Origin of the sequence: Aliirhizobium wenxiniae (assembly GCF_014201355.1) — a bacterium.
GTDB classification, from domain to species: domain Bacteria; phylum Pseudomonadota; class Alphaproteobacteria; order Rhizobiales; family Rhizobiaceae; genus Neorhizobium; species Neorhizobium wenxiniae.
Genome location: NZ_JACHEG010000008.1, coordinates 164959 through 191393, shown reverse-complemented (window position 1 = coordinate 191393; position 26435 = coordinate 164959). Strand labels below are relative to the sequence as shown.

Genomic DNA, 26435 nt, shown 5'->3' with positions numbered 1-26435 from the left:
GGGATTGACGCCGTCGAATGGCTCGTCGAAAGGAATAAAGCGGGGCTCCTGGACGAGTGCTCCACCTAGTTCTACGATCGCCAGGCTGATAACGGGCAGAACCGACTCAACTTCACGTCCAGAGACGGGAAAGCCATGACGGTGACGACGCGACCCAAAATCTTCGCCAACAACGGCGATACATGCAGGACGCCAGGGATTGGCGCATCGGGGCGTCGTCATGCAGCCGGACTTCATGGTCAATGGAATATCGCGAACGGCCGCCTGATCGAGATTTTCCGGAGATGGAGACGACCGAACTGACAGTTTATGCTGTCTACCCGACACGCAAACTGCTGCCTCTGAAGGTTCGGTGGGTGCTCGATTCTCTTACGGACGTATTCTGGGACCATGCGGAAACTGCAAGTAGTTTCACGCGTAGCGACTCGGGATCTCACCCTAAAGGCTAACCGGCAATCCGGAAATTAGAATAGCAAGTGTTAGAATTGAAACGACGGTCGAGACAATGATCACATAGGTCGTGACGGTCGCATCGCGCGCATAGAAACCCGCGACCATGAAGGAACCGGTTCCCGCGGGAAGTGCCGCGAGCAAGGTCACGGCGACGGTTTCCGGCGCTCGCAATTCGAAAACGAAGGTCGAGACCGCCCATGCCAGAAGTGGGTGGATAGCGAGTTTTGTCAGCACTAGAAATCCGATGAAAGGCATGTCGAGGCCGCGCGAAGGACGCGGCTGCGACAGGAACAGACCCAGTGCCACCAATGCACAGGGAGACGCCGCAGCGCTAAGCAATTCCAGAAACGTCTTAATCGGCCCCGGTAAGGACAAGCCAAGGAAGGGAAAGGGAAGCGCGGCCAGCGAGGATAGCAGGATCGGATTGCGGATCAGCGTTCTGAACACCTTGCCGGCGATTTGGCGGGCATTTGAGCCGCGGGCATTGATCGACAGTTCGGCAAGGACGATCGCTGCCGCGAATACGAGGCACATGGTAATCAGCAGTGCCAGTGTCGTGAAGATAACGGACGTTCGGCCGAGAACCATGATCAGCAGCGGCAATCCGACAAAACCGATATTAGAATAGGCTCCGTTCAAGCCGTCGATCGCACCATCCGCCAAGTTGCCGCGAACCTTTGTCGCCACAAGCGTGGCCATCACGAAAATGATGATTGTACTGACGCCGAATGCGCCGATAAAACCTGACTGCGCCAGATCCTGCGGTCGCGCGGAACTGATGACATCGAACAGCAGCGCAGGAACAGCCAGCCAGACGACGAATTTATTGATCTCCAGCGACGCGTTCGGACCAAGTATCTCTGCCCTGCCAGCGCCCCACCCGGCAAAGATCAACGCGAAAATCGGAATGACGATCAAAAACGCAGCAATCAAGACTTTCTCCTTGAATTCACTCCAAACGGCCACTGGGCTACTGATGATCGCTGGCATCCACCGGCGGCAGGAACGATCGCTCACCCGTCAGCATGAGCGCGCCTACGACTGGCGCATATATTGTTATGCGGAGATTGGAGTCTGCCGGGCTAGCCGACCCTTTCGCTCAGCCGGGATACACACTGGCGCATGATCTGCTCGACCTCGCGCTGGGACAGTTGCGGCTGGCCGTCGACGCGAGGTAGCATGGGGACGGTGACGGCTGCGATTGCGTGGCGGTTGTTATCGAGCACCGGGAAGGAAACGGCATGAACACCGGCGTATTGATGACTGTCGATCGAGGCAAAGCCCTTAACCGCCGCCTCGTGCACATCACGTCGAAAGGCCTTCATTTCGGCTGCGGAGCTATTAGCCAGACTTTCCCGAATCCTAAGTTCCATCACTTCTGGGGCCTGAAATCCGATCAGGACCCGGCCGGATGCCGTGGGGCCGACAGAGATTTCCGATCCGACCCGGACGGCAAACCCGATACCGCTTGGAGCCTCGACGGAAGCAATCACGGTCTGGCTCCCCTGATTATATACCCGCAGATCGCATGAAAAATTCACCTGCCGGGCCAGGTCCTGCATCATCGGCATCGCCTCGGTGAGCAATCTGCGCATGGGCGGATGGATCTGGGAGAGCCGGAACATCTTGGTGGTGACGGAAAATTTGTCCTGATAGCTTGAGACATATTCCCGTCGAACGAGGCAGGTCAGCATGCGATAAAATTCATTGACACTGCGTCCGAGAAGAACCGAGAGCTCCTTCTGCGTGAGCGCAACCTCCGAATTGCTGAGGACCTCAAGGATATCGAGACCCTTTTCGAGAGCGGGCGCAGAATAGACCTTTGCGCTTACAATAGCTTCATCGTTATTGTCGTCGTTCTGCGCCACGGGAAAATCCATTCGATCAGTCGCATTCATAATTGCCCTCGTGAACATCTAGCATCCCGTGAACCCACATTCCATCATCGGTGTTCACCTTTCCTGTCAGGTTTATGAGCGCGCGGGAGGTACATTTTCAGTGCAGTTCCAACACGTTCGAGCAAGGACCTACGGATTTCAGAATTTTTGCATAGTCGCGGCCTTCATCCCTGAGCGGATCATTGCCCATGGTGATCACCAGCAGTGGCGCCAGACCCGCAACCGATGCAACAGGGATCGGGAAGGTACGCCAGTCGAGCCCGACCGCGTCGTCGGATAAGCAGTTGAATGAACCAGCCCATCGTATGCGCGGTGAGCGGCACCCCTTGCGTGTACGCTTCATAAGAGGCGCTTTGCGCCGCTTGATCGAGAGCCGGATAGGCCAATGCCTGAAAAACGACAGCAGGAACCTGTCCACACGCGCCATGATCGCCAGAACGGAGGAAAGGTTTCCGCCCCCGCTATCGCCGCCGACCGCAGTCCGATCCGGGTCGATCGAAAGCTCTCGGGCGTTGCCCGATAGCCAGCGCAACGCCTTAGCTGCATCGTCGATCGCGGCGGGGATAGGATGGTCGGGCACGAGCCTGTAATCGACCGCGACCACGGCGATACCTACCAGAGTGGCGAGAATGTGACACATCCGCTCGTGCCTCTCGACGTTCCCCAGCATCCAGCCGCCGCGATGAAGGAACAGCAGGCCCGGTTGTACTTCGTCTCGCGTGCCTTCCCCACGAGAGATCCGCAAGGCTAAAGCGTGACGGCTCGTCCCTATTGTATGGTCTTTAACCGAGGCGGTCGGACGTGCCGGCACCTGCAGACGATGCCAGCCGCCGGCAAAGGCTGCTCGCGCCTCCCCCGGCGTTATTTCCTCATTACGGCGCAAACCCAGTCTTTGCGCATCCCCGACGAGTTTTACGATATCGGCATTCATCAGGCTCTCCGGGTGCGGTAGTCCGCAGCGGCGCGTTGATCGCCGCTGCGGATGTCGCATGGAACGCCACCGGCTTCGCCTTGAAGCCGGTGAGATTTCGAGGGTCAACCCAGCTTACCCGCATATTTTTCGAGCAGGCCCCATGCCTCTTCACCGAACTTCTTCTGCCAGTTGGCGTAGAATCCGGCTGACTTGAGCTTTTCGCGGAAAGGCATCGGATCGACTTGGTTGAACACCATGCCGTGGCCCTTTAGGGTTTCGACGGTCGACACAGCCAGTTCCGCATGCTCCTTGCGCTCGAGCACCGCCTGCTCGTCGAAGATCCGAGATGCGGTGCTACGAAGATCGTCGGGCAGGCTGTCCCACCGGCGCTTGTTGGAAACAATCCAGAAACCATCCCACATATGTGAGGTCTGGGCGCAGTACTTCTGGACTTCGTAAAGTTTTCCCGTCTCGATCAGAACGGCAGGGTTTTCCTGACCATCGACAAGACCGGTCTGGAGGGCGGTATAGAGTTCGCCAAAATTGATATTGGTCGGAGAGGCGCCCAGCATCTCGAACAGCGAAACGGCCAAAGGCGAATTCGGCACACGGAACTTCATGCCGACCAGATCATCGGGTTTTGTGATCGGCTTGGCTCCTGTGGTCATGAAGCGAAAACCGTGATCCCAGATCTTGTTTTGGGCAACCAAGCCGAGCGGCTCAAACTGCTTGCGCAGATAAGCACCGAGGTCACCGTCATAGGCGGCCCACAAGGTCTTCTCGTCGGGCCATGCGAAGGCCACGCCATTGATCGAGCAGGCCGGGATCAGTGTCCCCCAGACGCCACCCGCAGTGGAAAACATCTCGAGCGCACCGGAGCGAACCTGCGACAGCATGTCCGTATCGCTCCCCAACTGGCCGGCCGGAAACACCTCGATGGAAAGCCGGCCATCGGTAGCCGCGAGGATTTTTTCTGCGGCGAGCTTGAGGTTCTTCGGATTGGGGTGAGCTGCCGGCAGAGATATCCCGAGTTTGAATCGGAATTTCTGTTGCGCATGCACGATACCCGGCGAGAACAACCCGCTTGGTCCGGCGATGCCGGCAACTGCAGTGCCCGCCATGATCTTCAATGTCCGCCGGCGAGCCTTATCGACCGTTCCTGCCATTTTTTTGTTTTCGATGTCTTTCATGTCTTCCTCCCTCCAAAGCGCGAAATGCGCGTAGCTTCTGATTTCAGATTAGTCGGACCTGCAATACCTACCTCCAGGCAGGATTTCGCCGCCTGTGCGATCACGCAGGTCTCACCTTGAACGGTATTGCGCCTGATCCCTGACGGCGGGTCAGAGATATGCAGTGGTCAGTGCAGGTACGGCCGCAATCGCCAACAATCCGATGAGCAGTGCCAGCAGGTAAGGCCAGATCGCCCCCATGGCTTCATCGGGTGGAACATTGCCGATCTTGCAGGCAATGTAGAAACCGATACCGATCGGCGGTGTCATGAGGCCGATATTCATCGCGGTCACGACGACCATCGAGTAATGCACGTCATTGATGCCGAGCTGGCGGGCGATCGGGAACATCAGCGGTGCCATCAGCACGATCGCGGGCAGGCCTTCGAGCACGCATCCGAGGATCATGAACACCAGGATCGTAGCAAGAAGATAGATAAACGCCCCACCCGGAAGTTCGGTCAGCTGGTTTGCTATATGTCCGGCAAAGCCGGTTTGGGTCAGGGCCCAGGCCATGGCCGAGGCAGTGCCGAGGATCACCAGAATGGCACCGGACAATGCCGCGGTTTCCACCAGCATCGCGTAGATCTTGGTCGGGCGAATTCCCCCGTAGAGGACTATGCCGATGATCATCGCATAGAGAACGGCAATGGTTGACACTTCCGTGGCTGTTGCGATGCCACCGCCAACCGCACCGCGGATCAGGAAAGGCAGCAGCAAAACCGGAGCAGCCACCAATGAATAGCGAAGTATGAGCTTGAGCGAAGGGCGTTGCACGCCTGTCATGTCTTCGTCGCGGGCTTTCCATCTGGCAAGGATTGCCAGCACGATCAGCAGGACCATGGCGATCACGAAACCGCTGGTAAAAAGCGACGCGATCGATACGCCGGCAATCGATCCGAGCACAATCAGAACGATGGATGGCGGAACCGTGTCTGCCATGGCGGCGCCGGTGGCAAGGAGCGCGATCATTTCCTTCGGCTTGTGCCCGCGGCGTTTCATTTCTGGAAACAGAGCCGGCGCCACCGTCGCCATGTCGGAAACCTTCGATCCCGAGATGCCAGATACTAGGAACATCGAGCCAAGCAGCACGTAGGACATTCCGGCCTTAACATGCCCGAGAAAAGACGCCATGAAATCGACGATCGCCTTGCCCATACCGGTGGCATCGAGAACGCAACCGAGGAGAACAAAGATGGGCACCGAAACAAGAATCAGCGAGGACATGCCCTCGTCCATGCGGCCTATCATAACCACGGTCGGTATATAGGTGCTGTAGAGAAGGAAGCTGAGCGTACCCAGCCCGAAACAGAAGGCGATCGGCACGCCAAGAAGCAGGAATATTCCCACAAAGCCGACGAGGAAGATCAGGATATTGAGGTCTCCGAGATCCTCCAGCCGGTCCGAAACCAGCCAGAACAGCCCCCCGACGACGGCGACGATCAGAACGGAAAGACCAAAATCCTTCGAGGATGCGCTCCGCCACAGGCTGACGGCAAGCGTAAGGCCCATCAATGAGATACCCGCCGGCAGCGCGGAGGCGCGATAGCCCAGCGATATGCCGAGCGAAACCGAGCGCACGAGCGCTTCCTGCTGGACATGTTCGATTGCCGGCCAAAGAAGAGAGGCTAGCACGACGCCGACAAGCACGAGTGCCAAAGTCTCTACAAAGCTGCGGGCCCGTGGGGGCAGCGCTAGAAGAACGACCGTCAGCCGCAGGTGCTCGTTGCGGTCGATCGCAATCGAGGATCCGAGCATGGCAAGCCACAGAAACGCGATCGACACCACTTCGTCGATCCAGAAAATTGGGGTAGAGAGCACGTAGCGACTGAAGACGCCCCCGAGCAACAGCCCGACGATCAGGATCAGAAGTCCGGCCGACACGATTTCGACCGGTCGCATGAATCTCGATCCGGGCCTGGCGTCGATCACCTCCGACTGGGTTTCAGCGAAGAAGTCGTCATCTGCTGCATGTGCCATGCAATTCCTCCCGCACGCACCGTCGCGAAGCACTTGCTCCGCGAAATCCTCTCATCAGCCCCTTCTCATGGAGCTAATGTCCCATGCCGGTTGCTCTGACCGAGCACTCCTCCCAGCATTTGTCATTTGACAGGTACAACACAAATTTCAAATATAAAACTTGATGATAGTCAAGAGTATTCTCAAGCTGTCGTCACGAGCATTTCCATGGCTCTCACGCCTCGATCGTCGAATGCTTCCAGGCGCCAGCTTTCTCCATCGCGATCCATGAGAATGGAGATCGGGCGGGCGCAGAATAATGGCGCGAGGTGCTTTGTCCTAAGGGTCGTCATCTTCTGCCCCACCTCCTTGCGAAAGTGTTCGGTGAAAAGCAGAGTGGCCAACCCACCGTTGACCACGAGATCTGTAAACCCCTCGGTTTCCCGCGCATAGGCGCGGTCCAGATGGATCTTGTGAGAGTTAAAGCCAAGAGCGGAATATTGGAACAGCAGCGTATCGTCCGGCGTCACAGACACGGCACCGGCCGGAGGGGCCCCTTCCGCCGGGGCCGTTGGAGTTCTGTTCGTCGCGGCACTCATCATGATATAGGTCTGGAATTCGACAAGTGCTGGCTCCGGCTCGTCCACCGTGTTCAATTCATGCTCGATCGTTACGATCGCCATCTGACCGCTTAGTGTCTCCTTGTGCGAGACTTTCTGGATGCGGCTCTTTCGGAGCAGGTTGCTTCCGATAGGAATGTCGCGTCGATATTCGACCGAACGTCCGCCGAGCAGCAACCGCGGCAGACCGAGGTCAGGCAATGGCACGCCCAGTCCGGGAAATCCGTCCGATCTGATCTCCGACCGTCGGCTGTCAGCCGCCAGAAGAATGAATTGCCAGCCGCGTGGGAGGCTGTCTCCATTGGCGAACGTATTCGGGTCGACATCCAGCATCGCCGCCACCCGCCGCACCGTGGCAAGCGCACAGGTCTCCTGTCGCGTGACCAAGTTGCCATATTCAGGTTGGTCGGTAGTCAAAGCACTCTCCCTTGCTGGTCACTCGACGCCTGGCGATCATTCTGCCAGTCCTGGAAACTGCGGCCCGACGTCGCCAGTTCGACGAGAAGGGCCGATGGCTCGGACCCGGCGCCGCCGACGGCAGATGCTTCGATCACATGTTCGAGTATTTGCGGCAGGCCGATCCTGTCGGCGGTGAACATCGGTCCGCCTTTCAACCTTGGAAAACCGTATCCGTTGACGAAGACGAGATCGATATCGGAGGCTCTCGGACTGATCTTCTCCTCTAGAACCTTGGCACCCTCGTTGACCATAACGCTCAGAAGACGCAATTGGATTTGGTCGCAGCTAAACACCTGGATCGGGCGGCCCAAACGCTTGCGTTCGGTGACGATTATTGCCGAGACCTCGTCAGAGGCCAACGGTTTGCCATTCGGATAATCGTACCAGCCTTTTCCGGCCTTCCGACCCAACCGTCCCATTTCACACAGGCGGTCGGGAATGGCGACATACCGTTCGCCAGGATTGCGGGTGGCCGCACGGCGTTTGCGCATGGCCCATGCGATGTCGAGACCCGACATGTCGGCGACGGCGAATGGCCCCATGGCGAAACCGAACTCCTCGACCGCTGCGTCGATGTCGCCCGGCGATGCTCCATCCTCGAGCAGGTATTCGGCATGACGTCTGTAGGTCGAAAAAATCCGGTTGCCGATAAAGCCATCGCAGACACCGGCAACGACCGGAAGCTTGCCGATCCTGAGCCCCAGGGCCATGCCCGTTGCCAAGACGTCTTGTGAAGTCGCGTCCGCCTTGACCACTTCGAGCAGGCGCATGACATGGGCAGGCGAAAAGAAATGCAGCCCCAAAACGTCCGTGCGACGCTCCGTCATGGCGGCAATCGCATCGACATCAAGATATGAAGTGTTGGTCGCAAGAACGGCGCCCGGTCTGGCGAGCATGTCGAGACGTTCGAAGATCGTGCGCTTGACATCCATGTCCTCGAAAGCCGCCTCGATGACGAGGTCCGCGTTTCCGACACGCTCCCACACATCACTAGCCTCGAACCGGCCTCTTGCCGCCTCAGCCTTTTCTTCGCTCACGCGCCCGGCCTTGACCTGAGACTGGAGGATGGCTTCCACCCGGTCATTGCCTGCGGACGCAGCTTCGGCGCTTTGCTCGATGATATCCACCTGCAGGCCGGCGACCGCCAACGCGACCGCTATGCCGGAGCCCATTGTGCCGCCACCGATCACGGCGACCCGTTTGACGGGCCTTGCATCCGCATGGCTGCCGCCGAACCCCCTTGCGGACTCCACCTCCGCCCGCACGAGATATCGAAGCGCTTTGGCCTCTTCGGATGCCAGCGATTGCCTACGCGATAATTCTTCGCGTTCCAGCCCCTCGGCGAACGTCAACGCGGTTGCGGAGCGCATCAGATCAACTGTCTGCAGGACCGCATTGCTGCCCTTGCCGCGCTTGACGGCATCTCTGGACGCCGTCTCTATGTCCGTCACGGTGACCGGCTTTATCGTAACGTCAGGGAGATGCCGCTTATGCCAGACCGGTTCCTTTGCGACGACGGATGCCACCAGATCGGATGTGTCGAGCACCTCGTCGAAAAGGCCCGACTGCAACGCCGCTGCGGCAGAGATCGCCGGCTGCGCCACCATTTTGATGGCATCGATCGTTCCCGTTAGGCGTGGCAGCAGTTGGGTCACGCCACCTCCTGGAACGATCCCGAGCAAGGTACAGGGGAGTGCTGCGGTGGCACGTGCCGATGCGATACGCCAGTCACATGCCAGCGCCAGCGCTAGGCCGCCATCCTCGGCTTTTCCGTCGATTAGGGCCAGCACCGGCTTGCCGGCCGAAGCAATGGCCTGAAGCACCGGCGAAATGCTTACAGCGTTATCGTAGTTGCCATCGTTATCCGCGGGACTTGTCGCGAAAACGCCATTGATCCCGCAAACGGCGATGATTTGAATATCGGACCGGGCGTCCAGCCGGACTACCTCTTGTAGCACGCCGTCCACGACCGCGCGATCAAGCCGGTTGAGCGGCGCGTTGTTTATGACGATGACGCCTACTTCGCCAACCGCATACGAGGTCGTGAAGGCGAAATCAGCCTTGTCTTCAGGAGATACCACGATGTTTCCTCCATCCTGAGGCGCGTCCGTAGCTCTCGCCAGACACGCCAATCTTCCGCGTCACCCTAGAGCGGAAGGTGTCGGCTGCACGGTGACAGCCGACCGGGGTTGCCCCCGACGCCTTATTCGGCGTCGCCCTTGATCTCGTGCACCTCGACGACATTGCCTTCGGGGTCCTGGAAGAAGATCTGCTGCCATCCCTTGATCGCCCACTGACCGTAATCGGCATAAGGGACGGCACGTTCGGTCAGTCGCTTCTTGATGGCTTCGATGTCATCCGTGCGAAATGCAATATGTCCGCGGTCGAGCGGGTTGACGCCCTTGCCCGTCTTGAACGCAACGTTCAGGTCGCGTGTCGCGAGATGCATTTCCGTCGATCCATCGGTCAGAAAAGTCACATGACCGCCGTAACCGCGATCCTTGATCTGGTCCGCGGCATCGTGCCCACCGTAATAGGTCTGATCCAGCTCGAGGACATCCTTGTAGAAGTTCTCAAGGTCGGTGACATCCTTGGCAGTGAAGTTTACGTGGTGAAAACGCGTAGCCATAATCTTCCTCCTTTTATCGGCCACCCAATGGAAGGCGGCACATCACGCCGAAGCGTCAATTTCAGTGAATGTGGATGCCGCCGTTGACGTCGAGCGTCGCGCCAGTCATGTAGGTCGAAAGGTCAGATGCAAGGAACATGCATGCACCGGCAACCTCTTCGGGGCGCCCCGGCCGCCCGAGCGGGATAGCCGTTGAAAGCTCATCGAGACGGTCGGCAGACATCGCCTCGGAGACGAAATCAGTAGCTATCAGCGATGGGCAGATGGCATTGACGCGGACATTGGCGGAGCCGAGTTCTCTTGCAAGTGTCCTTGTCAAGCTGAGAACGCCGCCCTTTGACGCCGCATAGTGCGCTCCGCCGAACAGGCCGCCACCGCGTTGGGCAGCGACCGAGGCGACATTGACGATCGATCCGGATTTCTGCGCAGCCATCGTGGTTGCAAATGCGGTAACGATATTGAACGTGCCGCGCAGGTTCACACCCATCACCAGTTCGTATTCGGCGGGTGATATCTCGTTGTATTTGGCGGGTTTCATGATTCCCGCGGAATGGATCAGCGCATCGACGCGGCCGAACCTCGCAATCACGGCATCTCGCGCTGCCTCGCATTCTTCTTGTGAAGTGATGTCGCATTGGAGCGCCATGCACCCCGACGCGGGATATTGTTCGGCAAGCGCAGCAGCGGCATCGACTACCCCGCCATGCACATCCAGCACGGCAATCTTTGCGCCGTTCTCGGCCAGCAAAATCGCTGTCGCCCGCCCAATACTGTGTGACGACGCTGCGCCGGTTATGACGCAGATCTTATCTTTCAATAGCATTTGGAAAGCTCCTCCAGAACTCCATGCGATTGATCATTATCAATTTCATATGTGATGTCAACGTTTCATATGCGAGTTATTTATTGACGAAAATCAGTTGGCGATCTACCAATGTCACCTCGGGACAGGCAGTGCCTTTCGTCGATGGCAGCGCACGATCTGATGAGCATCCTGAGGCTGGGAGGCCTTGGCTGAAGATGGAAATGGGAGGTTTTTTCTATGACTGACGGATTACTGAGCGGTCTTCGCGTTCTCGATCTGACAAGTGTTGTGGTCGGACCGACCTGCACCTGGCGATTGGGGCAGTATGGCGCCGAGGTGATCAAGGTGGAGTCGCCCGAAGGCGATCTGATGCGGGGACTGGGTGGGCTTTCCCCCACCGGCCAGCATTCCGGAACCTATCTCCACCTCAACCGAGGCAAACGGAATATCTGCCTGGACCTCAAGAAGCCCGGTGCGGCGGATGTCATCGAGAAACTTGTGGAGTGGTGCGATGTGGTCGTCGCCAATATGCGGCCCAAGGCGCTAGAGCGTCTCGGCCTCGATGCTGCCAGCATTCTGGCGAAACACCCCTCGAAGATACATTGCCTAATCACCGGCTATGGCACCGACGGACCGTATGCAGGCCGACCGACCTATGACAGCGTAGTTCAGGGTGTTAGCGGCATAGGCGGGCTGTTCGCTGGTAGGGACGGCACGCCTGCCTATGTGCCTCTGGTCGTTTGCGACCACGTCGTCGGCGAGATCGCTACCGGCGCGATCCTGGCGGCTGTGCTGAAGAGAAATGCCGGCGGCGGCGGCGGCAGTCTCGAAATCCCGATGTTCGAAACGATGGCGGCTTTCGTGCTGCAGGAACATCTCGCACAAGAATCCTTCAATCCCCCGGTCGGAACCGCCGGAGACAAGAGATTGCTCAATTCCCATAACAAGCCTTTGAAGACGGCCGATGGCTGGATATCCGTGACGATTAATACCGATCCGCAGGTCCGCGCATTCCTGACGGCTGTCGGGCGAGACGGTCTTCTGGCCGACCCACGTTTCGCAACGGTGGCTTCGCGGGCGAAAAACGTCGAAGCATGGTTCGAGGTGCGCGGAGCTGCCCTGTCGGACAGGACGACGGCCGAATGGCTCGATATCTTCCGGGCTGCAGACATCGCTGCGATGCCCTGCCACACGCTGACATCCCTCAGGTCGGACGAGCATATCCGCGCCGTTGGCCTCATATCGTCCGAAAGCCACCCCACCGAGGGCGAGGTGGCGGTGATCCGCTCGACGATCCGCAGTGACAACGCTTACGCCGCTCCGCGAGGCCCCGCCCAGCCCAAGGGTTGGGAGACACTGCAAATTCTCGAGGAGATCGGAATCGATCACGAGTTGATCGGCGATCTCGTGGCGACGGGTACAGCCATTCATTCCGCACTCGGTCCTGACCCGCACTGGCCCTCAGGCACACAGCGGACCCGCCGGATGACACGAGCCTGATTGACATACAAGGAGGAGGAAATATGCCCGACGCTTTCATTTGCGACTACATCCGCACCCCGATCGGCCGCTTCGGTGGCGCCCTGTCTGCCGTTCGGGCCGACGAGCTCGGAGCTATTCCGCTCAAAGCCCTGATGGAGCGCCACTCAGCTATCGATTGGGAAGCCCTCAGCGATGTGGTTTTCGGTTGCGCCAATCAGGCTGGCGAAGACAATCGCAATGTCGCCAGGATGTCGCTTCTGCTTGCCGGAATGCCTGTCTCAATGCCGGGAACGACAATCAACCGGCTCTGCGGCTCCGGTATGGATGCCGTGATCACCGCTGCTCGTGCCGTGAAATCCGGTGAAGCGGACCTGATGATTGCAGGTGGCGTCGAAAGCATGAGCCGTGCGCCTTTCGTCATGCCAAAGGCGGAGACGGCCTTTTCCCGCAACGCCGAAATCTACGACACGACCATAGGCTGGCGTTTCGTCAACCCCTCGATGAAAAAGCTTTATGGGGTCGACTCGATGCCAGATACGGGCGACAACGTGGCGGTAGAATACGGTATCTCCCGCGCGGATCAGGATGCCTTTGCCGTCCGATCGCAGGAAAAAGCGGCATCAGCCCAGGAAAGTGGTCGTTTGGCCCGCGAGATCACGCCTGTCAGCGTGCCGCAACGCAAGGGTGATCCGGTGATCGTCACAAAAGACGAGCACCCGAGACTGACGAGCCTGGAAACGCTTGCCAAGCTCGGGCCGGTCAACGGGCGCGATGGCGCGACTGTGACGGCAGGCAATGCTTCGGGGGTCAACGACGGAGCCGCCGCGCTGATTATCGCCTCCGAAGCCGCCGTGAACAAATACGGCCTGAGACCGCTCGCGCGCGTGCTCGGCGGCGCTTCGGCGGGTGTTCCACCGCGCATTATGGGTATCGGACCCGCCCCCGCTTCGCAAAAGCTGTTGATGCGGCTTGGCATGACGCAAGACCAGATCGACGTGATCGAACTCAATGAGGCCTTCGCGTCGCAGGGCCTTGCCACGCTTCGGGAACTCGGCATTGTCGATGACGACAGCCGCGTCAATCGCAATGGCGGCGCCATCGCGCTTGGCCACCCGCTCGGCATGTCTGGCGCACGCATCACAGGCACCGCGGCCCTGGAGCTTTCGCTTGGCGAGGGCAGATATGCGCTCGCGACCATGTGCATCGGCGTGGGACAGGGCATTGCAATAGTCCTCGAGCGAGCTTGACAAGCATGTCGGGAACGATGCCGCGGCGTCGATAAACCTACTTTATTATCGGGGCGCCCCCTCTTCAACCGCCATGCCTTTTTATCCCCTAACGGTTGAATGTATCATCGGTTATTATCACGGCTTTTAAATATGAAATACATATTTCGCGTGTGAGTTTTTTTGGGGCGAAGTATGTTTTTCAACCTTCATAGAATTTTAGGTGGCCTGTTCTTGCGGTGAGCGTAGGACTGGCGGCATTGGCCGGAGACGCGGAAGTCTCCGCCTATGGAATTACCGGGCCTATTCAGAGGTCGCAGCACTGGTATCGCTTGACAAGGCGATGTTTGAAGCACTGTCCAAGTTTCGCGGCGAACGGGGCTTCAGTGGGGCGGCATTGAAATTGGCCGCGCAAGCAGCCACGTCCGCTGTCGGCAACGTCACCAGCGCCCGCGCAGCGATCGACGCGGCCATGGCGACATTCCCAGCAGGCATACCTGATATCGACAATGCCGATATCAGGTACGCCCTTGCGGAGGCTCAGAATGTCTATCAAGATTTGAAGGTACTGCGCGGGCGCGTCGATGCCAGCCTGACGATGGCCGTTAGCGACAGACCTGCAGGCCTGGATCAAGAAGTCTTGTCCTTCGGCTCCAAGGCATTGAAGACTTTCGACGATACGTCCGTTCTGCTTGAGAGTAGGATCCGTACACTCGACCAAGTCCTGAGTGGCCTCATCCAGGTGAGGACCTATGCCTGGAACTCGCGCAACAATGGTGGCACGGCAAGTGTTTCGATCAGCGGCGCACTGTCGGAAAAGCGCGCCCTGACGGACGAAGAACGATCGTTTGTCAATTCTTATGATGCCGTCACGAAATCGAGCTGGGCTGCTGTCGGCGGGCTGATCAAGCATGAAAGCACGTCGCCGTCGTTGAAGGCCATGTATGCGCAGGGTCAATCCGCCTATTTTAAAGGTTCGTTCGCGGCGCGCCGTGAAAAACTGGTCAAGGGGCTCCTTGCCGGACCATCTACGGTCTTCGATATCGACGACTGGCAGACGACGTCCAACAACGCACTCGGCAACCTCGCGGCCGTCGCCACCTACGCCATGATGAACTCGACACTCAGGCGGCGGACGCTCAGAACGCCGCCACCTAGTCGGCCATTGCAATGTCAGGCATCCTTCTGGTGACGCCTCTCGTCGGCATTGGCGGGACTGCGATTATAGTGTTCCGTGTCAGCCGGCCACTTAGCGCGCTGACCCAGTGCATGGTCAGCCTGTCTCAGGGAAAGCTGGATGTCAGCGTGCCCGGTGCGCAGCGAGGTGATGAAATTGGCGACATGGCGAGATCCGTCGTCGTCCTTCGTGAGGCTGCCCTCCGCAACAGCTGCTCGAAACCGTTTGCTCTGCAATCGTGTAGCCTTTCCGCTACGAGACTGACTAAAGAGATATCCGGGCTGCTTATTGCAATAGCAGTACGCCGGACAAACGCGGGTGCAATCAAGGATATACGGCTCAAATTTCACGCCAGTGACCGCGAACCGGAGCGCTGATGATATCCCCGTGGTAATCCCGCCGCCTAGAATCCTAGTTTTGCTCTTTGTTCTCGATCTACGTTTAGCCTCGGCATAACCCCGTACAGGAAGTGCTCCACTGTTGCGTCCACTTTCTCCTCTCGTTCCATCTCGGTTATTACCTCTCCTAAGAGGCCCCGCACCTGCAGATCCGAGGTCAGTGCACCGACGAAGATTTTGGCCGACACCTCGATGTTGTCAACATGGATAAGGTCAAGATTTTCATAGTAATTGAGAAGCAAAACAACCTCGTCGAAGACGCGTTGCGGGCCTCCGACAAGAAAAGATCGTGAAGCGTCCGACAAAGGAGCGACATCCGAGACGATCAGTCTGTGCAGCGCCAGCGTTCGAGGGTCAACAAACAGGTCAAGGATCCGCTTCCCGACTGATACGAGGCAAGAGCGAAGATCGTCCGTGGGCGTGATCGGCCCAAGTGATGCTGCTCGCTCAGCGACAAGCAGCTCGACACATCGGGCGAACAGCCCCGATTTGTCGCCGAACAGTGCATAGATATCGCGTCGGGATCCCCCAGCAATGGCATTTACTGCTCCGATCGTGACAGCATCAAACCCGCGCTCAAGAAACAGCTCTGAGGCAATCGATACGATCACATCCTTTTGCTGAGCCACTGGCAAAAGTCTCCTAGGCTGGGTCGTCCGAGAGGACATTGCACCCTTATTATTTCTTGTCACATCAAATTCCTTTCTTGCCCGGAGCGTGACCCTAGCCACGTCGATGTAGTTTTTTCGCTGGCACTGATTGCAGGACGAACTGTTCACATATCGGCGCTTGACAGATTGTTGCACAATGGTAACTACCGATACCATTGTTGTGCTTTGGAGTGCTAGCGTCAAACGCCCCGACGTCATGGAAATGGAATTGCTGTTGCCCATGGTTTGACCTAGGTCGGCCATTTGCTGAAGGTGGTTTCGAGAGGATTTCCGATGAGCGTCGCTGTGAACAACGCCTCTTGAGAACTAGCCGGCAATATAGTGCGGTCCAGCGTGCTTCATCAGAACTCGAATTAGTTTGTTGGCTTCACCCCGGCTAGCCTCCAAAACCAAAAATCCATGAAAGGAGTAACACCGCAATGGTAGTTACTGTTCTAAGCCTCATCGTCACGTTGCTTGGCATCGCACTAGCCGCAGGCGGTGTGTGGCTTTTGTCCCTCGGCGGGTCCCCTTATTATCTTCTAATTGGGTTAGTATTTATCCTTACCGGAATCCTTCTGATGCGCAGACAGCAGTCTGCACTTACGGTGTTTTCGCTGGCGTTGGGTGGCACTCTCGTTTGGGCAGTTTGGGAAGCCGGCTTCGACTGGTGGCAACTTGGACCGCGCGGTGGAATTCCGGTGCTTCTCGGTATCGTCATGCTTCTGCCGGCAGTCTGGAAAAAGCTTGATGGTCAAAGGGCCGCGCGCTTCCCATGGGTGCTAGCCTGCGTTGTCGCTGCCTCTGGCGCCGTGGCAGGCTATTCTGTGTTCCAGGATCCGTCGGCTATCCACGGTGAGCTGACGAAAGATGTCGCGTTTCCGATGCGCGCTTCTGTCAATTCCGGCAATGAGGCTGGTGACGGCGAGTGGCGTCAGTACGGTCGCACTGGCTATGGTCAGCGTTGGTCACCGCTTTCTCTCGTGACACCAGAAAATGTTGGAAGCCTAGAGCTTGCCTGGCAGTTCCAGACGGGTGACGTTCGCCGCCCCGATGATGTCGGAGAAACGACCTATCAGGTTACGCCAATCAAGATCGGTGACAATCTTTACGTCTGCACCCCACATAATCTGGCCATTTCGCTTAACGCCGCGAGTGGCAGCGAGAACTGGCGCTATGATGCCAATTCGGGCATGAATCCCGATCGTCAGCACCAGACATGCCGCGGTGTCACATGGTGGGAGACGCCGGTTGCTGCTCCTACCGATTCTACACCTGAGCAAATCGCCCTGCACGACCGGGCCTTGGTCGAGTGCCCGCGCCGCGTTTACCTTCCTACTGCCGATGCGCGCCTGATCGCGTTGAACGCTGACAATGGCAAGGTTTGCTCGTTTTTCGCGGACAATGGCACGCTGCATCTGCAGTCCGGGATGGAATTCAATCCTGCTGGTTACTACTACTCGACTTCGCCTCCGGTCGCTGTAGACGGTAAGCTCATCATCGGCGGTGCTGTTAACGACAACTTCTCAACGAAAGAGCCTTCCGGGGTCATCCGCGCCTTCGACGTGGATTCCGGTGAGTTGGTCTGGAACTGGGATAGCGGCAATCCTGACGTCACCACCCCGATAAACGTCGCCGCTGGCGAGCGTTATACAACGAACTCGCCCAATAGCTGGTCTGTTTTCAGCTATGACGAGGCACTTGGAATGGTGTTCGTGCCCATGGGCAACCGTGTTCCTGACCAATTGGGCATGGACCGATCCCAAGCCGTGGAGGAACACTCCGCTGCCATCGTCGCTTTGGACATCCGCACCGGCCAGAAGCGATGGGTACGGCAGACCGTGCACCATGACCTCTGGGATATGGACGTTCCCGCACAGCCTGTACTCATCGACCTGACCCGTGAAGGCAAAGTGGTTCCCGCTCTTGTGGGCCCTACCAAGCAGGGCGACATCTGGGTGCTCGACCGCCGCACAGGCGAGCCGCTTTCGCCGCAGGAGGAGCTGCCCGCTCCTGGTGGTGCCGTCGCGGGAGACTGGACCTCTCCAACACAGCCCGTCAGCAAGCTGACTTTCCGACCAAAGACGCTGCAGGAATCCGACATGTGGGGCGCGACAATGCTCGACCAGCTCGCATGCCGAATTCAGTTCAAGTCGCTTGACTATGAAGGCCAGTACACGCCGCCGTCGCTGAAAGGCACGCTCGTCTATCCGGGTAATTTCGGCACCTTTAACTGGGGTTCCGTCGCGGTCGATCCAGAACGCCAGATCATGTTCGGCATGCCGACCTATCTCCCGTTTACCTCACGTCTCGTCCCAGCCAGCACCATTCCGCCCAAGGGTGCGGATGAAAAAGCCAGTGAGCAGGGCCTGAACCGCAACGATGGGGCACCCTATGGCGTATTTATGGGACCGTTCCTCTCTGCACTGGGGGTTCCCTGCGTCGCTCCACCGTGGGGCTATGTGGCAGGCGCCGATCTTCGAAGTGAGAATGTTGTCTACAAGCTACGCAACGGAACCGTCCGCGACATGACGCCGCTGCCCCTGAAAATCAAGCTTGGCGTCCCCGGTATCGGCGGCCCCATGATCACGCGCTCGGGCGTCGCTTTCCTGGGGGCCGCCGTCGACAACTACTTCCGGGCTTATGACGTCACAAGTGGCGAACAGCTCTGGGAAACCCGCCTCCCCGCAGGCGGTCAGTCTACTCCTATGACCTATACTACCGGCGGTGAGCAATATGTCGTGATCGTCGCTGGGGGACACGGATCGGTTGGCACCAAAGCTGGCGATTATATCATGGCTTACAAATTGCCATGAGTGTTGCCTTCGCTGAACCCGGGGATTTCACGTCTCCCATTAAGGAATGCTGCGTGGCGATGTCGCCGAGCGGTCGCGGAGGTCGGATCGCCCATGCTTCATGGGCCATCACCCTCCGCATCAACCCAAGTTATGTCGTCGTTGCGTAACTTGTTCGTGAGGGTCGGTTCTAGCAAGGTGGCCGACACCTATATTTCAGCCAGCGGCAAAGCCGCGCACTTAGAAAGGAAGATTGACATGAAATGGTCAGCCCCCAAATTTATTGAAGTCAGCTGCGGAATGGAAATCAACCGTTACGCGCAGTCAGATGGGGATGAACCCGTCCTGTTTTGATCAGCATTAGCAAGGACGGTCCCTTAACGGTCTAAATTCTTGTGCAAGCTGTTTAGTCGGTGGCAGCGATATGATCGAGCTGATTGTTGCCGCCGGCTAATGTTCCGGCACGCAGTTCGCCCCGCGCGCGAACGAAAACATCACAGCCTGAGATAGGCCTGTAACCACCTAGCATCCAGGTGCCCTCTGCATCGCAGAGAACCGAGATAGGAAAAGAATGCCGATCCCGTTTTTTCGAGCGTGCCTGCCGCCTCTCGCGTTTGCCGCTCTTTTTGCGTTGCCTGCATGGAGTGCCAGTAATCCTGCGCCTTCTGGAGCCTATGTTTCCGACCCTGCTCATTCGAGTGTGTTGTGGAAAGTTACTCACCTTGGCCTTTCCAACTATACCGCGCGCTTTACGCAGATGACCGCAGAGCTGGCCTGGGATGCCGAGCATCCTGAGCAATCCAGGATCACAGCGACGATCGATCCGACGTCGGTCAGAACCGACTTTCCTTTTCCTGAGAAAGAGGATTTCGACAAGAAGATCGGCACGTCCGAGCCGTTCCTGGCCGGCAAGCCCATCAGCTTCACCTCCACTTCGGTCAAGATCACCGGAGCGAACCAGGGCATTGTCGCGGGTGACCTGACCTTGCGCGGCGAGACCCACCCGGCAACGATCGAGGTGACATTCAACGGTTCAATGGCCGAGCAGCCAATGGAAAAAAGCCCGAAGATCGGTTTCTCCGGCATCCTCAAATTCAAGCGAAGCGAATGGGGACTGGCACCGAAAATCAAGTCGGCGGGCGAAGAAGTCACGGTCATCATCGAGACGGAATTCCAGCCGGCCTCGGCGGCCCGGCAATAGGTCCGATGAGCAAGATCCGTTTTCTCGTGCTTGGCGCAGCCGCCGGCGGTGGACTGCCGCAATGGAATTGCAACTGCGCCAATTGCGCCGCAGCCCGCGATCCCTCGTCGGGACTTTCACCACAGACGCAATCCTCGCTCGCGGTCAGCGTCGACGGGGACAACTGGGCGATCTTTAACGCCTCGCCGGATATACGCCAGCAGATCCAACAAACGCCGCAGCTCCACCCGAAGGCACTTCGCCAAAGCCCGATCCGCAGCATCGTCATCACCAATGCCGATGTCGATCACATCGGCGGTCTTCTGACCGTCCGGGAGAAGCAGCCGTTCAAGCTCTTTGCGACATCCGCAATCGAAAAGGTACTCGACGGCAACCCCATCTTCAGGGTTCTCGATCCCGATCACGTGACGCGCCAAACGATCAGGCTCGACAGCGATTTTTCTCCGCTCGAAGGTCTGCAGGTGCGCATTTTCGCCGTTCCCGGCAAGGTTGCCCTGTTTCTGGAAGAGGGCGAACCCGAGCTCGGTCTTGAAGGCGAACAGACGATCGGCGTCGAATTCACGGCCGGCGGCAAGCGGGCCTATTACATTCCCGGCTGCGCCACATTGCCCGACTGGCTGGCTGAGCGTATCCGCGGCGCCGATCTCGTTTTCTTCGACGGAACCCTGTTTGCCAACGACGAGATGGTCAAAGCAGGAACCGGCGCCAAGACCGGACAGCGCATGGGCCACATGTCGATCGACGGACCGGATGGCAGTCTGGCGCAACTATCCAGCCTGAACATAGGCAGGCTTGTCTATGTCCATATCAACAACACCAATCCGATCTGGCGCAATGGGCCAGAGCGGGCGGCCGTCGAGGCGGCCGGTTTTGCCGTCGGATGTGACGGCATGGAGATCGAACTTGCCTGATATTCATAACACCGCTCAAAACCGTACCGATTTCGAAGCACGGCTGCGCGCCATCGGCGATGCGCGTTACCACGACAAACATCCCTTTCACGGCATGCTGCATGGCGGACATTGCAATATCACACAGGTGCGTGCCTGGGTGATCAACCGCTTCTATTACCAGAGCCGTATTCCGGTGAAGGACGCGGCCTTCATGTCACGTTGCGAAGACGTTTCGATCCGCCGCGCATGGCGTAAGCGTATCGAAGACCATGATGGCGGTGTCGAAGAAGGCGGTGGTATTCGTCGTTGGCTGAAGCTTGCCGAAGCCGTCGGCCTCGATCCGGATTATGTCGCCTCGAATCGTGGCGTGCTTGCGGGTACGCGCTTTGCCTGCGACGCCTATGTCCGCTTTGTCCGCGACATGCCGATGGTCGATGCGGTGGCAGCCTCGCTGACCGAGCTTTTCGCCCCGGCGATCCACAAGAACCGTATTGCCGGGCTGATCGAGCATTACGCCTTCGCCAACGAACAGGCACTGTCCTATTTCCGCAACCGTCTCGACGAGGCGCCGGTCGATGTCGCCTTCGGCCTCAACTACGTGCTCGACCATGCCGACACGAGGGAAAAACAGGATGCGGCGGCGGCGGCTCTTACCTTCAAGACCGATGTGCTCTGGGCGCAGCTCGATGCACTGCACCATGCCTACGTGTCACCTGCCCTGCTGCCGCCGGGTGGCTGGGACGGCAAGGAAGGCGTGATCGGCGATCTCGACCAGCCCGCCTTGAAGCAGGACGTACAGAGAGCAGCCATATGAGCGAACCTGTTGCCGTGACCGTGACGGGCAGCACCGTTGCCAAACTGGCGCGTGGCGTCCGGCTGCGGGAAGACCCCGTGCGGGGGCTGAACGTGCTGTTGGCACCCGAGCGGGCGCTGGCACTGGATGACATAGCCGTCATGATTGTCAACGCGCTGGACGGCGAACGCGACCTCGATGCGATCGCCTCCGACTTCGCCTCGAAATTCGACGCGCCGAAGGACCAGATCCTCGCGGACGTCATCGCCTTCGTCGACGAGTTTTCCAAACGCAGAATGCTGGAGCTGAAATCTTGAACGAGCATGTGACAGTGCGGCCGACAAGCGAATGGACGGATCAGGACGGGGTTGTGCGGCGCATCCGCATTCCGGCGCCAATCGCCATGCTTGCCGAACTGACACATCGTTGCCCGCTCGCCTGCCCCTATTGCTCCAATCCGCTGGAACTGGAAGGCGTCGAGACCGAGCTATCGACCGAGGAATGGATCAGCGTCTTCCAGCAGGCGGCATCGGTTGGCGTGCTGCACTTGCATCTTTCCGGTGGCGAACCGGCGGCTCGTCGCGACCTGGTTGAACTGACCGCGGCCGCTGCCAAGGCGGGCCTTTACACCAATCTCATCACCTCAGGTATCGGGCTGACCGAAAAGCGGATCACCGAGCTCTCCGAGGCTGGGCTCGATCATCTGCAGCTCTCGATTCAAGGAGCGACGCCGGAGCTTGCCGACAAGGTCGGCGGCTACAAGGGAGGTTACGGCCGCAAGATCGCTGTTGCAGAATGGACCCATGCCGCCGGCATTCCGCTCACCGTCAATGCGGTCTGTCACAAGCAGAACATGGACCAGATGGGCGATATGCTAGACCTAGCGGTCCGGCTCGGTGCGCGGCGTATCGAGATCGCCACCGTGCAGTTCCACGGCTGGGCAGACAGGAACCGTCAGGCGCTGATGCCGACGAGGGAACAGTTTCTCAAGGCAAACGCCTTTGTTGCCGAAGCCCGCAAGCGCCTCGAAGGCATCATCGTCATCGACTATGTCGGCGCCGACCATCATGCCTCCTATCCCAAGGCCTGCATGGGCGGCTGGGCACGCACGGGACTGAACATCACGCCGTCCGGCAAGGTTCTGCCCTGCCACGCCGCCGAAACCATTCCTTCGCTTCGCTTCGACAATGTCCGCGACAAAACGCTTGAGGCGATCTGGTACGAAGGCGAAGCCTTCAATGCCTATCGCGGCGATAGCTGGATGCCGGAACTGTGCCGCAGCTGCGACCGCAAGGCGATCGATTTCGGCGGCTGCCGCTGCCAGGCCATGGCTCTGACCGGCGATGCGTCGGCCACCGATCCGGTCTGCATCCGCTCGCCACTTCGGCAGCTGCTGAGCGAACAGGCCGATGCAGACAGCCTAGCAGAACCGCCAGCATTCGTTTATCGCGGTAGGTGAACTTGAGTGGCGTCGAAGTTCACGGGCAATGCCTAAATCTCCGACACGGCGAGCGGCTGGCGTTTTGCGAATCCGCTGATGAGGGACCAATACGGCGTCGGTTCCGTGCCGGAAAGTTGCGATAACTTAGCGATTGCTTAAGACTTGTTGTGCGGGGATGAGGTCTTTGCCGTCACCCCCGCGTAACCAGCTTCAAGGCGCTGGTGACGTCAAGCCGATAGACAAGATCGAGGGCGGTACAGCGCCCGCCGGCGATGCATCCGGCATCAATAACGGGCTCCGCCTGGTCATCGCTTTCAAAGTAGCCGGAAGGAAATTCGACAGCACGCCGATCGCGTGCATTTTAAGTCACGCGGCAGCGGGTGTCTCAGGATTTCTTCATGTAGAAATGAATGAAGACTGCCTGCCACGTCACCGTCGTGCGCCGCGACCTCGCGCGTTCCCGAGGACGCGGAGCATGTCAACCGCAATAAAAAGGCGATCGCGCTCGGTTATTCGCATGGCATGTCCGGCACGCGCATGGCCGGGACGGGGGAGCTGGATCCGGCACTTCATGTAGCCGGCGACTGCTTGCCACCATCTGCAACGGCGTTGGCCAACTTAAAGCGCTCGCATTGGAACGTGTGCGACAACAGCTCAGTTCGCACCTCTAGTGCGCCACCTTGCATAAGCTAGCTCCTCCCTATCGGATACTCGATATAAGCGAAGCGTCGACTGTCCGGCGCCCAGCTGTTGACGTTGATCGTTCCCTGCCCGCCGTAGAACGCCGCCACGTCGGTGACATTTTCGCCCTCTGGCGTCATCGACCGGATGATGACATCCTTGTCGGGCGGGTGGCCGATAGTACCGGCGGGATAGCTGAGGAAGACGATTGTACTGCCATCCGGCGAGATATGCGGGAACCAGTTAACTCGGTTGTCGAAAGTGAATTGGCGGATTTCGCCGCCATTTCGGTCCATGCGGAATACTTGCGCATGGCCAGGTTTGGACGAGCGAAGTTCGGAACTGAAATAGATCCATCTGCCATCCGGCGAATATTCAGGTCCGTCGCTCGGCTTGGCCGAGTCGAGAAGACGCCGATCGGTCCCGCCCTCGGATGCTATGACATAGAGGTTCCTACGCGCTTCCGGCCCCGACCCTTCAATGCCGACAAACGCAAGCTCGCGCTCATCTGGTGACACGCCGTGAAGATAATAGCGGAAAGGTTTGTCATGCTGATTTGACACCCTTACCGGCGCGCCCGCATCCAAGCGTATCTTGTAGAGATGGCCGTCATTGGAGCTGACATAGATTGAGCGGCCGTCCGGCGAAAGCACATGATCGTTGTTGAGGTCAGCCAGCAGTCCTGTATGGATCAACTGCAGGTCCGAGCCATCGAGTCCGATACGCCAGAGTTGGCCACCGCCATTGAAAATCAGTTGTTCGCCGTCAGGTGTCCAGTTTGGAGCTTCAATCAGATGATTGGTCTCCAAAATGACCCGCCGCGTGCCCGTTGCGAGATCGTGAATGGCCAGCAGCGAGCGCTGCCCAGGAACAAGCTGTCTGCCATAGTTTTTTACTGCCAGCTCAGTGGCGGGGCTGGATTTGACGTGGGTTGTCATTTGGTCCTCCAATGATGGAGATGGCGTTCATGGCGAAAGGTGCTGTGGATCGACCCCTCACCGATGGAAGCTTTAGATTCCCTTCGCAATCTAAATCAGGCAGCGGGCTCGAGCAGGACAGCCTCGTCCTTACCTGGCATCAGGGGAGCCGGGCGAACGCAGGTGCTCTTCAATCGTATATGATTTCCCGCGGTGCTCGACAATTCAAGCGCCTGTATGATTTCGAGGACATGGTATGCCAGTTCACCATTTGCCCGGTGTGGGCGCCCTGACCTCAAGGCCACGGCCATATCGATTAAGCCGACGACGCGGTAGTCGGCAATTTCGTGGCCGAATATTGTCGTGCGGTTAACTGCGCCGAAGGCGAAATCATCTATCGAAATTGGCTCCCAGTTGCCCCCGCGGATTAAGACTTCGGGCACCCCACCGAAGTGGTTCGGATCGGCGACCTGAAGGCTTCCTTCGCTCCCATAAATCTCGAATTTGGGTCGCTTCGATGCCCATATGTCCCAAGACATTGTTAGAGACACATTGGCGCCAGATGCAAAGAGAAGCGTGCCGTTGATGGTGGTGGGAACGGCCACCTCGAATGTCGTCCCATTCAGCTTTTCGCTCGTGATCGTCCTTTGATCGAAGGCTTTGGTTGCAAAGGCTGATACCGATCGAACCGGGCCAAGCAGGTTCACTAGTTGAGTAATATAGTAGGGGCCAACATCCGCGTGCGGGCCGCCGCCTGGTTGATAAAAGAAGCGCGGATCTGGATGCCAGTGTTCCATGCCACGCGATGCGATCGTGACACTGCCCCCGACGATCCGCCCCAATGTGCCGTCATCGACGATCCTTCGTTCTATCTGGTGGGAGGCGCCGAAGAAGGTGTCGGGCGCGCAACCCACACGTAAGCCCAGCGCACTTGCTCTTTCGATTACCGTGTCTGCTTCCTTCATCGAGATCGCTAGCGGCTTTTCCGAATAAGGATGTTTTCCAGCCTCCAGGATATCGAGGGCAACTATTGCATGGACCGCCGGGATCGTCAGATTCAGAACGATCTCGATATCCGGGTCGCTTAGGAGCTGATCGACCGACATTGCTTCACAGCCGTAGGTCCTTGCTTTTTCTTCAGCGATATCCTGCCGAAGATCGGAAACGGCTTTGACCGTAATGAGGCTGGAGCCCTCAGCCCCCTTGAGATATGCGTCGCTGATAACGCCGCACCCGATAATTCCAATGACGACCGGTTTCATACTATATTCTCCGCCACTATGTGAGGCGCTGCGCCTGACGCGATGGCAGGCATCGTGCGCCGCTTTTTAAGCCGCCAGCAATTCCGCCAGACAACCAGTTACGAGCTTGTGATCCTGAATGTCCGGCAAGCCGCTGATGCCGACCGAACCGATAAAGACGCCGCCCTTCAAAATGAGCGGAACGCCACCGCCGCCCGCGGCGAAATCCCCGGGCGGCAACCGAAATCGGGTGTTGAAATCGTAATTTTTGCTCTGTGCTTCCAGCTTCGCGAAGAGTGAGCTGCGGTGAAACCGGTGAACGACAGCAGACTTGCGGCGCGTCCAGTCAAAATTATCGATGGTTGCACCCGGCGCCAACATGGCGAAGACAAGATCGGAGCCATGACGTATCTCGATAGCCACCGGAAAGTGATTTTCCCGTGCTCGCTGATAGAGGCGGCTGCCGAGCTGCCATACGAAATCATAGTGGAACTCAGGAAGCTCGAGGCTTCTCTGCTCCTCCTGCAGCTCTTCCAGCGAAGGCATATCGTGCATCAATCTGTTCCTCGCAAAAG

24 protein-coding genes are annotated in these 26435 nt (G+C 58.3%); 11 read left to right on the top strand and 13 right to left on the bottom strand.

Translation table 11 applies throughout. The features are described 5' to 3' along the window. Positions 1–438: 438 nt before the first annotated feature. The 9 genes from HNQ72_RS25200 to HNQ72_RS25160 all read right to left on the bottom strand — a co-directional run bounded on the left by HNQ72_RS25200 (position 439) and on the right by HNQ72_RS25160 (position 10983). Complete coding sequence (locus tag HNQ72_RS25200; protein WP_183996464.1) at positions 439–1386, bottom strand: AEC family transporter; 948 nt, start codon at positions 1384–1386, stop codon at positions 439–441. A gap of 149 nt (positions 1387–1535) precedes the next feature. Continuing rightward, positions 1536–2351 (bottom strand): IclR family transcriptional regulator, encoded by an 816-nt coding sequence (locus HNQ72_RS25195; RefSeq protein WP_183996462.1) that lies wholly within the window; start codon positions 2349–2351, stop codon positions 1536–1538. 97 nt (positions 2352–2448) lie between these two features. Then, positions 2449–3282 carry an alpha/beta hydrolase gene (locus HNQ72_RS25190; protein ID WP_183996460.1) on the bottom strand — a complete coding sequence of 278 codons (834 nt, stop codon included), beginning with the start codon at positions 3280–3282 and terminating at the stop codon, positions 2449–2451. Between the two features lie 104 nt (positions 3283–3386). Further along, positions 3387–4454: a TRAP transporter substrate-binding protein gene (locus HNQ72_RS25185; RefSeq protein ID WP_244654550.1), complete on the bottom strand. Its 1068-nt coding sequence runs from the start codon at positions 4452–4454 to the stop codon at positions 3387–3389. Between the two features lie 150 nt (positions 4455–4604). Further along, complete coding sequence (locus HNQ72_RS25180) at positions 4605–6473, bottom strand: TRAP transporter large permease (protein WP_183996458.1); 1869 nt, start codon at positions 6471–6473, stop codon at positions 4605–4607. A gap of 182 nt (positions 6474–6655) precedes the next feature. Continuing rightward, complete coding sequence (locus tag HNQ72_RS25175) at positions 6656–7489, bottom strand: FAS1-like dehydratase domain-containing protein (RefSeq protein ID WP_210319708.1); 834 nt, start codon at positions 7487–7489, stop codon at positions 6656–6658. Then, entirely contained in the window at positions 7486–9612 is a 2127-nt protein-coding gene (locus HNQ72_RS25170; protein ID WP_183996456.1) for an FAD-dependent oxidoreductase, read from the bottom strand. Before HNQ72_RS25170 ends, HNQ72_RS25175 begins: the two co-directional genes overlap by 4 nt. A 122-nt stretch (positions 9613–9734) precedes the next feature. Further along, a complete protein-coding gene (locus tag HNQ72_RS25165) occupies positions 9735–10160 on the bottom strand; it encodes a VOC family protein (RefSeq protein WP_183996454.1) in 426 nt (141 codons plus the stop codon). A 61-nt stretch (positions 10161–10221) separates the two neighbouring features. Beyond that, a complete protein-coding gene (locus HNQ72_RS25160; RefSeq protein WP_183996452.1) occupies positions 10222–10983 on the bottom strand; it encodes an SDR family NAD(P)-dependent oxidoreductase in 762 nt (253 codons plus the stop codon). 219 nt (positions 10984–11202) lie between these two features. Here HNQ72_RS25160 and HNQ72_RS25155 point away from each other — a divergent pair, with 219 nt between their 5' ends. The 4 genes from HNQ72_RS25155 (at position 11203) to HNQ72_RS31385 (ending at position 15227) form a co-directional block, all read left to right on the top strand. Then, positions 11203–12465: a CaiB/BaiF CoA transferase family protein gene (locus tag HNQ72_RS25155; protein ID WP_183996450.1), complete on the top strand. Its 1263-nt coding sequence runs from the start codon at positions 11203–11205 to the stop codon at positions 12463–12465. Between the two features lie 23 nt (positions 12466–12488). Next, entirely contained in the window at positions 12489–13694 is a 1206-nt protein-coding gene (pcaF, locus tag HNQ72_RS25150; RefSeq protein ID WP_183996449.1) for a 3-oxoadipyl-CoA thiolase, read from the top strand. A 322-nt stretch (positions 13695–14016) separates the two neighbouring features. Beyond that, positions 14017–14865, top strand: coding sequence for a hypothetical protein (locus tag HNQ72_RS25145; protein WP_183996447.1), 849 nt, complete (start codon positions 14017–14019; stop codon positions 14863–14865). After that, on the top strand, positions 14844–15227 hold the full coding sequence (locus HNQ72_RS31385) for a HAMP domain-containing protein (RefSeq protein ID WP_183996445.1): 384 nt from the start codon (positions 14844–14846) through the stop codon (positions 15225–15227). The genes HNQ72_RS25145 and HNQ72_RS31385 overlap by 22 nt, the downstream gene beginning before the upstream one ends. Before the next feature lie 26 nt (positions 15228–15253). Here the strand turns inward: HNQ72_RS31385 and HNQ72_RS25135 are convergent, their stop codons facing one another. Then, positions 15254–15877, bottom strand: coding sequence for a TetR/AcrR family transcriptional regulator (locus HNQ72_RS25135; protein WP_183996443.1), 624 nt, complete (start codon positions 15875–15877; stop codon positions 15254–15256). A 461-nt stretch (positions 15878–16338) separates the two neighbouring features. On the opposite strand from HNQ72_RS25135, the gene HNQ72_RS25130 reads away from it, so the two are divergent. The 7 genes from HNQ72_RS25130 to pqqE all read left to right on the top strand — a co-directional run bounded on the left by HNQ72_RS25130 (position 16339) and on the right by pqqE (position 23039). Next, complete coding sequence (locus HNQ72_RS25130; protein WP_183996441.1) at positions 16339–18714, top strand: glucose/quinate/shikimate family membrane-bound PQQ-dependent dehydrogenase; 2376 nt, start codon at positions 16339–16341, stop codon at positions 18712–18714. Between the two features lie 177 nt (positions 18715–18891). Further along, positions 18892–19047: a pyrroloquinoline quinone precursor peptide PqqA gene (pqqA, locus tag HNQ72_RS31380; protein WP_244654548.1), complete on the top strand. Its 156-nt coding sequence runs from the start codon at positions 18892–18894 to the stop codon at positions 19045–19047. 217 nt (positions 19048–19264) lie between these two features. Continuing rightward, positions 19265–19894 (top strand): YceI family protein, encoded by a 630-nt coding sequence (locus HNQ72_RS25120; RefSeq protein WP_183996439.1) that lies wholly within the window; start codon positions 19265–19267, stop codon positions 19892–19894. A gap of 5 nt (positions 19895–19899) precedes the next feature. Beyond that, positions 19900–20805 (top strand): pyrroloquinoline quinone biosynthesis protein PqqB, encoded by a 906-nt coding sequence (gene pqqB, locus HNQ72_RS25115; RefSeq protein ID WP_183996437.1) that lies wholly within the window; start codon positions 19900–19902, stop codon positions 20803–20805. Beyond that, a complete protein-coding gene (pqqC, locus tag HNQ72_RS25110) occupies positions 20798–21601 on the top strand; it encodes a pyrroloquinoline-quinone synthase PqqC (RefSeq protein ID WP_246450555.1) in 804 nt (267 codons plus the stop codon). Before pqqB ends, pqqC begins: the two co-directional genes overlap by 8 nt. Next, positions 21598–21897: a pyrroloquinoline quinone biosynthesis peptide chaperone PqqD gene (pqqD, locus tag HNQ72_RS25105; RefSeq protein ID WP_183996433.1), complete on the top strand. Its 300-nt coding sequence runs from the start codon at positions 21598–21600 to the stop codon at positions 21895–21897. Before pqqC ends, pqqD begins: the two co-directional genes overlap by 4 nt. 53 nt (positions 21898–21950) lie before the next feature. Next, the gene (gene pqqE / locus HNQ72_RS25100; protein WP_244654554.1) at positions 21951–23039 is read left to right on the top strand and encodes a pyrroloquinoline quinone biosynthesis protein PqqE; all 1089 of its coding nucleotides are present in this window, start codon (positions 21951–21953) and stop codon (positions 23037–23039) included. A gap of 671 nt (positions 23040–23710) precedes the next feature. On the opposite strand, the gene HNQ72_RS25095 is transcribed toward pqqE, so the two are convergent. The 3 genes from HNQ72_RS25095 to HNQ72_RS25085 form a co-directional block, all read right to left on the bottom strand. After that, on the bottom strand, positions 23711–24640 hold the full coding sequence (locus HNQ72_RS25095) for a TolB family protein (protein WP_183996431.1): 930 nt from the start codon (positions 24638–24640) through the stop codon (positions 23711–23713). Between the two features lie 95 nt (positions 24641–24735). Then, the gene (locus HNQ72_RS25090) at positions 24736–25881 is read right to left on the bottom strand and encodes a Gfo/Idh/MocA family protein (protein ID WP_183996430.1); all 1146 of its coding nucleotides are present in this window, start codon (positions 25879–25881) and stop codon (positions 24736–24738) included. A gap of 66 nt (positions 25882–25947) precedes the next feature. Next, positions 25948–26415, bottom strand: coding sequence for a heme-degrading domain-containing protein (locus HNQ72_RS25085; protein ID WP_244654547.1), 468 nt, complete (start codon positions 26413–26415; stop codon positions 25948–25950). Positions 26416–26435 lie beyond the last annotated feature (20 nt).